Source organism: Streptococcus sp. DD11 (assembly GCF_001578865.1).
In the GTDB taxonomy this organism is placed as follows: domain Bacteria; phylum Bacillota; class Bacilli; order Lactobacillales; family Streptococcaceae; genus Streptococcus; species Streptococcus panodentis.
Genome location: NZ_KQ969396.1, coordinates 308,914 through 317,218 on the forward strand (window position 1 = coordinate 308,914; position 8,305 = coordinate 317,218).

General features: G+C 52.8%; 8 protein-coding genes and 2 pseudogenes. 1 reads left to right on the forward strand and 9 read right to left on the reverse strand.

Features of this window, described 5'->3' with window-relative positions; genetic code table 11:
- A pseudogene (locus STRDD11_RS10845) lies at window positions 1-302 on the forward strand (lantibiotic ABC transporter permease); the annotation flags it as partial.
- A 44-nt stretch (window positions 303-346) separates the two neighbouring features.
- On the opposite strand, the pseudogene STRDD11_RS10850 reads toward STRDD11_RS10845, so the two are convergent.
- From STRDD11_RS10850 to asp2, 9 genes and pseudogenes are all read right to left on the reverse strand, one after another.
- Window positions 347-1,043, reverse strand: a pseudogene (locus STRDD11_RS10850) (LrgB family protein).
- Window positions 1,036-1,416, reverse strand: a complete 381-nt coding sequence (locus STRDD11_RS10855; protein WP_128837293.1) for a CidA/LrgA family protein — start codon at window positions 1,414-1,416, stop codon at window positions 1,036-1,038. Before STRDD11_RS10855 ends, STRDD11_RS10850 begins: the two are co-directional and overlap by 8 nt.
- Before the next feature lie 328 nt (window positions 1,417-1,744).
- Complete coding sequence (locus tag STRDD11_RS10860) at window positions 1,745-1,963, reverse strand: accessory Sec system protein Asp5 (RefSeq protein WP_128837294.1); 219 nt, start codon at window positions 1,961-1,963, stop codon at window positions 1,745-1,747.
- 1 nt (window position 1,964) lies between these two features.
- On the reverse strand, window positions 1,965-2,147 hold the full coding sequence (asp4, locus tag STRDD11_RS10865; RefSeq protein ID WP_128837295.1) for an accessory Sec system protein Asp4: 183 nt from the start codon (window positions 2,145-2,147) through the stop codon (window positions 1,965-1,967).
- Window positions 2,140-3,492 carry an accessory Sec system glycosylation chaperone GtfB gene (gene gtfB, locus STRDD11_RS10870; RefSeq protein WP_128837296.1) on the reverse strand — a complete coding sequence of 451 codons (1,353 nt, stop codon included), beginning with the start codon at window positions 3,490-3,492 and terminating at the stop codon, window positions 2,140-2,142. Before gtfB ends, asp4 begins: the two co-directional genes overlap by 8 nt.
- Entirely contained in the window at window positions 3,476-4,996 is a 1,521-nt protein-coding gene (gene gtfA, locus STRDD11_RS10875) for an accessory Sec system glycosyltransferase GtfA (RefSeq protein WP_128837297.1), read from the reverse strand. Before gtfA ends, gtfB begins: the two co-directional genes overlap by 17 nt.
- 12 nt (window positions 4,997-5,008) lie before the next feature.
- Window positions 5,009-7,390: an accessory Sec system translocase SecA2 gene (secA2, locus tag STRDD11_RS10880; RefSeq protein ID WP_128837298.1), complete on the reverse strand. Its 2,382-nt coding sequence runs from the start codon at window positions 7,388-7,390 to the stop codon at window positions 5,009-5,011.
- Entirely contained in the window at window positions 7,383-7,862 is a 480-nt protein-coding gene (gene asp3 / locus STRDD11_RS10885; RefSeq protein ID WP_128837299.1) for an accessory Sec system protein Asp3, read from the reverse strand. The genes secA2 and asp3 overlap by 8 nt, the downstream gene beginning before the upstream one ends.
- Window positions 7,859-8,305 (reverse strand): accessory Sec system protein Asp2 (asp2, locus tag STRDD11_RS10890; RefSeq protein ID WP_128837343.1); only part of this gene is annotated, 447 nt, incomplete at its 5' end. The genes asp3 and asp2, both read right to left, overlap by 4 nt.

The window sequence follows — 8,305 nt, forward strand, 5'->3', positions numbered from 1 at the left end:
TCTACCTCGTCATCTCCATCGGACAGCTCTTTAAGAAGAATCGGATTATGATGGCTGTCCTCTTTGGATTTTTGATTTGGACTGTTTTGGCAGTCTTCTCTCTCTTCCTGCCGACTCCATATTCTGTAACCAACTTCCTGAAACTCTATGATGATAGTTCTAGTTACGATGACTTCTACCTAAGTTTTAGTCAAATGCTGGATATCTCCCTGATTATCCGAAGCATTTTTGAACTCGTCAAGATTTTCGGCTTCTACTTTACCGTCTACGCCATTGTGAAAAACAAGCTGAATCTTCAATAACCATCAAACTGACTGAAACCTTTTGGTTCAGCCAGTTTTCTTTTTTACTTCAGAATAATCGCTGCCACGATAGGGCTGACAAGGACATACATAAGGCCCGTCACACCAATCGCAAGTCCTGCCATGGCACCCGCGACCTGACCGTATTTAAAGGCAGTTCCCGTTCCCACTGCATGGCCGGTCCCGCCTAGAGCCAGGCCAACGGCGACAGGATCTGTGATTTTTAGAATCTTTAGAAGCGTCGGTCCCAAAACACTGGTCAGAATGCCGGTCACTACAACGACAACCAGCGTCACTGCCGCAATCCCCTGCAGCTTGTCCGTAATGCCGACAGCCATGGCTGTGGTGACAGACTTAGGAAAGAGAGAAACAGCCAGAAAAAAGTCCATGCCAAAAAACTTAGCCAGCAGAGCAGTGAAGCAGGTATTGACCACTACTGCCGCAAAGGTCCCCAGCAAAATACTGCGGGCATGGTGCCTCATGAGGTGAAAGGTCTTATAGAGCGGGATACCTAAGGCGACTGTAGAGGGGACAATCAGACTGTTTAAATAGGAGCCGCCGGCATAGTAATCCTTGTAGGAAATCCCGGTCAGCTTCAGAAAGGCAATGACCAGCACCGCCGCCAGCAGCAAGGGAGTGGTCAAAGGATGGGGAAATCTGACGGAAAATCAGAAGGCCAATCAGATAAGCCAGAATAGACAGAGCCAGGCCAAAGAGAGGATTGCTCCATAGATCAGACATGGCTGCTCCCTCCTTTCTCATAATCGCCTTCAAAACGGCTCTTCACCAGCTGCACCACCACTGCCATCACACAGATATTGAGCACGATGGCTCCCACTACAATCAGGACAATGGGCAGCAGATAAGGCGCAATGACCTGAAACTTATCCATGATGCCGACCGCCGGAGGCAGGAAAAGAATGGTCATATTGGCCAGGAGAAAATTGCCCACCATGCTGATATGGCGCAAGCGCAAAAGCTTGAACTGCAGGGCTGAAAACAGCAGGAACAGGCCGATAATACTGCCCGGAACAGGCAGGCGAAACACCGATGAAATGCCCTCTCCAATGAGGGAAATCATCAAAATAATCATCAGTTGAACATATAATTTCATGCAAAACCTCCATCTCTTCTATCTACAGTTTACTCCTTTTCAGAAAAAATTCAAGAGAGTTTCAGAAATAAAGGCTATTTGAATTTCAAAAACAGACTTGTTTTGAAGTCCTGAGTTGAAGACAAGGCGGTGGGGCAGACTCTTATACAGTATCTTCCAAAAGATTCATCCCTCTGTGAGTGAGGACACAGCCATCATGGGAGTCTGTCCCACCGCCACTACTAAAAGCAAAGGAAAAGGCTGTAAAAGATAGACAAAATGACGATAAAAAAGAGCTGGGACAATGATTGTCTCAGTCTCACTTTGTTATCGTCATTCATTCTCAAGATTAGAGAGCCTGAATCATAAAGTAAATCAGCAAGGCAAAGAGGGCCAGACTGGCCAAGAGGACCGACAGCTTCATCACGAGGTCGGTGTCCCAGTAGCCGGATTTGCCAATAGAGCTGCTGTCCTGAAAAAAGCGCTGGCTCTCACGAGGCAGCAGGCTGACCAGCAGGATGAGAGTCAGCGCTGCGCCGGCGGTCAATAAGATTAATAAAGTCTGCATACTATCTCCTCAATGCTCCAATCAGGGTAAAAATCAGCCCAATCAAGATGACCAGACCCAGTGCAATGACAAAGGCCTTGTTGAGCTTTTCGCCCAGACTGGCTTTTTCTTTTTTGGGCTGGCCCTGTTTAAGACTGTCTAACTTTTGCTCCACATCCTTGTAAAATAAGTCTTTCTTAGTCATGCTGACCTCCTAGCACCCTCTGAAGGGTTTCCTGATACAGACTGAGCGGAACGTCATTGGCATGCCGGCCCTGAGCCAGAAGCGCTGACCGCATCCCCTCAACATCAGCCAGTGCCTGCTCAATCGCTGCCACCAGCTGCTGGGGCTGACTGCTGTCAAAAATATGCTGGCTGGCGATGTAGCGCCTGTCATGAACCGTCTGCTCAAAGCCCAGCAGCAACAGATTGCTGTCAAAAGCCCAGCGAACGGCCTGCAGAACCTGCCCGCCCTGATTGATATCCAGATAGAGGTCTGCCTGCAGATAAAGCTCCTCCAGCTGCTTGAGACTGGCATTCTGATAGAGCACGACATTCTGATAAGAGAGCATGGACAGGAGTCTGGGCGACATCTCAGTCAGAGCAGCGATGCGAAAGACAAGCTGGGGCAGGGCGGTCACCAAGGTTTCCAGCTGCTCGATCTGATCTGAATGCGTCAGTATCAGAGCATCCTTGCGCAGATAATTGTCCCGCTTGAAATCATAATGATAACCCAGATGCAGGAGCTTGTGCTGCTGCTCCGGTCCAGCCAGACTCCTGGCTTTTTCATAAATCGCCCTGTCAGGAATGACAATGGTCTGCGTCCGCAGCTGATCCTGCTCTAAAATCAGCTGCATATTGCCCGGCAAAGCATCACCGATGGGCTCCTGCCAAAAGAGAATGTCCTGTCCGGCCTGACCAGCCAAGCTGTAAGACAGCAGGAAGGAATTGGCCAGAGAGTTAAAGAGGATATGGTCCAGATCATAGCCCATCCGCTCCAGAAAGAAACGCAGGAAGTCGACCCGGTTTTTCAGGATGCGCAGGGGCTCATTTTCCAAGGTCAGAATCAGGTCGCCGGTCTGATGATTCTCCACAATCCGCTCCTGCCGGTCATCCGCATAATAGGTCGTCGTCAGGGCCTGCTGACCGGCATCATAGGCTGTCTGAGCAAAGCGGCGGCCATACTTGTCATAGTGATCGGTCAGGCGCCGCTGCCCTTTGCTATCCAGCCAATCCACTTCTTTGACCAGACGGCCCATAGCCTGATCGGCATAGCGGATCCGGGCTTTTTCCTGTCCCATATCAAGGACACGCGCTCCCTGATGGTCGCCGATGATTTCCCAAAAGGGCGGCCGTTCAATCTGATTAAAGAAGCGGGCCTTGCCAGATGGCCTTTCCTCACTCAGCAAGTGCAGATAAGGTGAAATCATATCATCCGGCAGAAAGCCATTGGCCTCAAGGACAATGGTCGGACAGTCAAAGCCCGCGGCCTGCAAGGAGTCATGCAGGTCCTGGGTTTCCTGACTGTAAAGGTCAAATAGCTGAATCATGTCCCACCTCCTCAATGAGCTCTTTCCAGGCGGCCTCCACCCGGCTGGTCAAAAAGTCTGCTGCAATCTCATAGGATTTTTGGCTCATGGCCGGCTGCTGCCCCTGCTCAAAGAGCTCCTGAATCTTGGCCGCATAAGCGGAGATAATCTGCTCCTCCACCTGACTGGCAGAAGCCGGCAGCAGATAGCCATTCTCACCGTCCTTGATAAAGGTCTGATTGCCATAGCGGACATCAAAGCCAATCAAGGGCAGACCGGAGCCGACGGCCTCCATCAGGGTCAGGCCGAAGCCTTCGCTGGTCGAAGCCGTCAGATAGAGCTCATAGTCGGCATATACTCGGCTCAGATCAGCATGGCCTTTGAGCCGGATGTAGTCCTGAGCCCCGCCTTCTTCGATCAAGCGGCGGAGCTTGGCCTCCTCGCCTCCCTTACCGTAAATATCCAGAGTCAGCTCCGGCAGAGTCTTATGGGCCTCCATGGCCGCCCGCAGCAGCCAGTCGATATGCTTTTCCGTCGCCAGCCGCGAAGCGGTAATCATAGAGAAAGGCCGGCGAGGCCGCTCAGGATAAATCAGCCGGTCCAGGCTCCCCACCGGAATAGTGACAATCTTAGGCCGCTGGTCCGAATAGCGCTCAAACTGCCGGGTCAGAATGTCCCGCTGAGCTGCAGTCGCCACGATGAAAAAGTCCACCTTGTCCGCATTGGTAAACTGATAGTCATAGAAATTATTCCAGAGAATATAGTCCTCACTGCTGGCATTTTCGCTGAAGTGCTCGGCATGGACCACCACTCCCAGCTTAGCCGGCCGGCATTCCTCAAAGACCACCTGACCGATACCGGTTTCCCGGTCCAGGATCAGGATGTCCTCCGCCTGCAAATCGAGGCAGCGCAGGAAATAGCGGACCAGCTCGGGCTTAGAGTAAAAGATGCGGTCAGGAAAGCGGTAGAGCTCCTCCTGGCCGTCCTGCAGCAGCATATCATAAGCCACCGAGCCGTCTTCATTGTAAAAACGGCGCTGGTAGAGGGCTGCTGCTCCCTCATGAGGAGCAAAATACTCGCTGGCATAGCGGACATAGGAAAAATAGTCCTTGCGAATCAGCCGGCCGCGCGAAACATACTCTGCATGCTCCACAAAGTCCTGATCCTCCTGCCGCAGATAGCAGGTGATAAAGACATCCTCCTGCGAATAGAAATAGCGGACAATCCGGCCCTCTCTTTCTGAGCGGTCGGGCCGGCCGGCTACCGAAGCCAAAAGGTCATCCAGTGTCACCGTAGTCGGCGCCAGCTTGACATCTGTAAAAAACTGGTAGAGCCAGATAACCTCCTCATCACGAAAACCGATATTTTCAGTCAAGTGCTGAATATTATCCGCCAAAATCATATCCATAAAGATGAACTTAGCCGGCTGCCCAATCCTGCGCAGCAGCTGAGCCCGGTAAGCCTGAGCGTACTCTACGCCGCTGCTGGCCCAGCCGATGCCCAAGTTAATGTTATATACTGTCATAATGTCCTCGTCTTACGGGAAGTAGGTAATCACTTCTCCTTTGGGGTTCAGCGCCAATTCACTCATCAGCAGATTTTTCACCATCTGCTGTTTCATGCGCTCCTTCATATACTCAAAACCATCATAAGCCTCCTGATAATACTCAACCAGAGGATTTTTCATAGAGAAATGCTGGCCGCTCAGGGCTGTTTTGAGTTGCTGCAGATAGTCCACCTGCTCGATCCAGTTTTCATCAATCGCCTTGAGGACGCAGATCCGCTGAAAGTCTGTAAAAAGCTTGTCCGACCGGAGATAGTCCTTCTTTGCCTGCAGCTCCTCTCTGGCAATCCCCAGCAAAAGCTGCTCAATCTTCTCCGGCGAATAGAGGTCAAAATCATAGGAAATCCGTTCAGCATGGTAGCTGAAATGGTCCAAGATATAGCGATAGAGGTCGGCCCGGCTGGCATAGCTGCGCTCATAAGCCGCCTGATGAATGACCTGGCTCAGCACCTGCTCAATCTCCTGATCGATGCGCTCCTCAGCCTGAATCAGCCGGTCCCGCTCAGCATAGGTCAGCTGGCGCTGAATCTTCATGCTCTGGGCAAAGTCCAGCGTCAGCTGGCGCGACAGCTTGGCAGCACTTTCGCTGGCCCGCTGAGCCTTGGCAGCCAGACTCCGAAAACGCCGCCCCCTGAGCTGGGTTGGCTGGAGCTGGACCTCATCAACCGAGTAGTCCCGATAGAAGGTCTTGAGCCAGTCCGGTCCCCACTTTTTGAGCAGGTCGTCTTCCAGAGAGACAAAGAACTTGCTGATGCCGGGGTCTCCCTGCCGGCCCGACCGTCCGCGGATCTGCAGGTCAATCCGCTGATTCTCCATCCGCTCCGTGCCGATGACCACCAGACCGCCCAGCTCTGCCACACCGGCTCCCAGCTTAATGTCTGTCCCCCGGCCGGCCATGGAGGTAGCGACTGTCACCGCCCCTTTCTGACCTGACTCAGCAATGATCTGAGCCTCGCGGGCTGCATTGTTGGCATTGAGCAGATTATGAGCAATGCCCTCCCGCAGGAGCAGAGAGGAGTAAATCTCTGACATCTCCACCGAACCAGTGAAAATCAAAAGCGGATTGCCCTTGGCATGATAGTGCTTGACCTCATCCAGCGAAGCAAAGACCTTCTCCGGCAGGGTCTGATAGAGCTGATCCGGCAAATCCTGGCGAATGACCTTGCGGTTGGTCGGAATCTTAATCACAGCCATGGAATAGGTCTCCACAAACTCGCGCTCCACCACCTTGCCAGTCCCAGTCATCCCGGCAATCTTTCTGAAGAGTTTGAACAGATTTTGGTAGGTAATCGAGGCCATGGCCCGCGTTTCCTGAGTCAGACTGACTCCTTCCTTGGCCTCAATGGCCTGATGCTGGCCGCCCTGCAGCCGGGTCATCTCCAAGAGCCGGCCTGTGGAGCGGTCCAAAAGCACCACCTCTGCCTCCTTGCCGCCTTCGCGGACCACATAGTCCTTGTCCTTCTTGTACAGCTTATGGGCCCGCAGGGCCAGATTGAGGTGACGGACAATTTCTTGATTTTCCTTGGCAAATAAATGCTGCAGATCCAGAAAGGACTCCGCTGCCCGAATGCCTTTCAGGGTCATCCAGACCTCATTTTTCTCATCATCATACTTGTAGTCTTCGCCCTCTTTCAGGGTGGTGACAAAGGTGTCCATGATGCCGTAGAAGTTGGACTGAACCCGCGGAGCCCCTGAGATGATCAGAGGTGTCTGAGCGCTATCCAGCAGGATGGAGTCAATCTCATCAATGATGACATAATGAAAGGGCCGCAGGTACTGACTGGCCTTGGTGTCAGCCAGATTTTCAATCAGGTAGTCAAAGCCCAGAGCACTGTTGGTGGTATAGACAATATCGGCCTGATAGATCTCTCGCTTGCGCTCAGGAGTCAGCTCCTTGCTCTCGTCAGCCAGCACCGCTGTCTCGATGCTCAGGCCCAGAAAGCGATAGACCCGGCCCATCTCCTCAGCATCCCGCAGGGCCAGATAGCTGTTGGTCGTCACCAGCAGAGCTCCCTGTCCGGTCAGGGCATTGAGGTAGAGGGGCATGGTTGCGGTCAGGGTCTTGCCCTCGCCCGTAGCCATTTCAGCGACATTGCCCTGGTGGAGGACGACAGCCCCCATGACCTGAACCTCATAGGGAAACATCCCCAGCACCCGCCGATCGGCTTCGCGGACTGCCGCATAGGCTTCTGGCAGCAGCTCATCCAAGCTCTCCCCCTCAGCCAGCCGCTCTTTAAATTCCTTGGTTTTGGCCTGAAGGGCTGCATCTGACAGGCTGGCCATTTCTTTCTCAAAGGCATTGACCTGATGGACAATCGCCTGCAGACGGCGAATTTGAAAACTGTTTTTAATCATCAAACTCCTCTTCAACTTGGTCAATCTTGAGTGCATAAAACTCAAAGGACTCTACCCCTGCACTGAGCAGCTGAACCTTGTAGCTGTAAGCGTCCTGAGGGTAGGTAAAAGTCAGGCTTTCCGAGCGCTCCACCTGATTGCCCAGCTCTTCATTGTAGCGGTCAAAGAAAATGACCTTCAGAAACACACTGAAGTCCGGATAAAGGTCCATATCTCTGGTCAGACGGTAGCGGGCGCCCCTTTTCAGCAGCGGCAGCGAAGGCTGCAGCCGGTCCCGCTGGTAGTGCCAGCCAGAGGACCACTCGTGAATGGTCTGCCCGGACGCCATGAGCTTATTTTCAAAGAAAATATGGGACGGAGAATGATAGATCAGTGTGGAGCCGTATAAATAGGTGAAATCCTTGGCATTGCCGGCAGCTGACAGGCCCCTCAGCTCGCCCCAGTAGATGCCCTTTCTTTTGTGAACTTTCATTTCTTTCGCCCAAATTCCCTTTCCAGTATCATTTTATAGTAATTCATAAACCAAGCGACGGTCATGGTCGAGTCATCATTGTGGCGGCCTGATGTGCCGCGGCTGATCACCTTGGCATCGGTCGAATGCAGGGCTGCGACAATATCCTCATAGGCGGTCGGATCATAGTCCTCCTCTTTCATATAGGAAATCCCAAAGGTGGTCCGGCTGAAATCCGCCCTCTTAAACCTGCGCCAAAAACGCTGATCCAGCTCCTCCATATGCTGCTCGTCCTTACCGCCGGTATGCAGATGCAGCAGGTCGAGAGCCGTTGGAAAGACCTTGGGCAGCCGCAGGCGGCCGCGCTTGGCGATGGTCCCCAGATTGCTCAGCGGCTTGGCCAGAATGATGGCCCGCGGCCGAAAGCCAGCTCCATAGTACATGGCACCATAGGTCCCCATGGA